This is a genomic window from Bradyrhizobium sp. SHOUNA76 (assembly GCF_023006445.1).
Lineage (GTDB): Bacteria > Pseudomonadota > Alphaproteobacteria > Rhizobiales > Xanthobacteraceae > Bradyrhizobium.
Genome location: NZ_JALBHA010001068.1, coordinates 1 through 658 on the forward strand (window position 1 = coordinate 1; position 658 = coordinate 658).

General features: G+C 68.7%; 1 protein-coding gene. It reads right to left on the minus strand.

The window, feature by feature from the left end; all coding sequences use genetic code 11:
• The coding region (priA, locus tag MOV74_RS39760) for a primosomal protein N' (RefSeq protein WP_246933065.1) at window positions 1–658 on the minus strand (658 nt) is incomplete at both ends.

The window sequence follows — 658 nt, forward strand, 5'->3', positions numbered from 1 at the left end:
TGAAGCGGCCGCGCGCGGGCGGCTCGCGGCGCATGTCGATGGCCTCGATATGCGGCATGTGCTGGCCGCCGAAGCGCGAGGGCAGCGCGATGCGCTGATAGCGGTTCTTGCGCGCATTGACCTCGGACTCGACCGAGGGCGTCGCGGACGCCAGCACGACCGGGATCTTTGCGATATGCGCGCGCACCACCGCCATGTCGCGGGCGTGATAATGCACGCCCTCGTCCTGCTTGTAGGCCTGGTCGTGCTCTTCATCGACCACGATGAGGCCGAGATTGGCGTAGGGCAGAAATAGCGCCGAGCGCGCGCCGACCACGACCGGCGCGGTGCCGCCGGAGATCGCCGCCCAATTGCGCGCGCGGGTGCGCGGCGTCAGCTCGGAGTGCCATTCGATCGGCCGCACGCCGAAACGCAGCGCGAAGCGGTCGAGGAACTGGCCGGTCAGCGCGATCTCCGGCATCAGGATCAGCGATTGCTTGCCGCGGCGGATCGTTTCAGCGACGGCCTCGAAATACACCTCGGTCTTGCCCGAGCCGGTGACGCCGTCGAGCAGTGCGACGTGGAAGGTGCCGTTGGCGGCGAGCGCGCGCATTGCATCCACACCGGCACGCTGCAGCGGCGAGAAATCCGGCCGGCCGAAATCCGGATCGGGCACAGG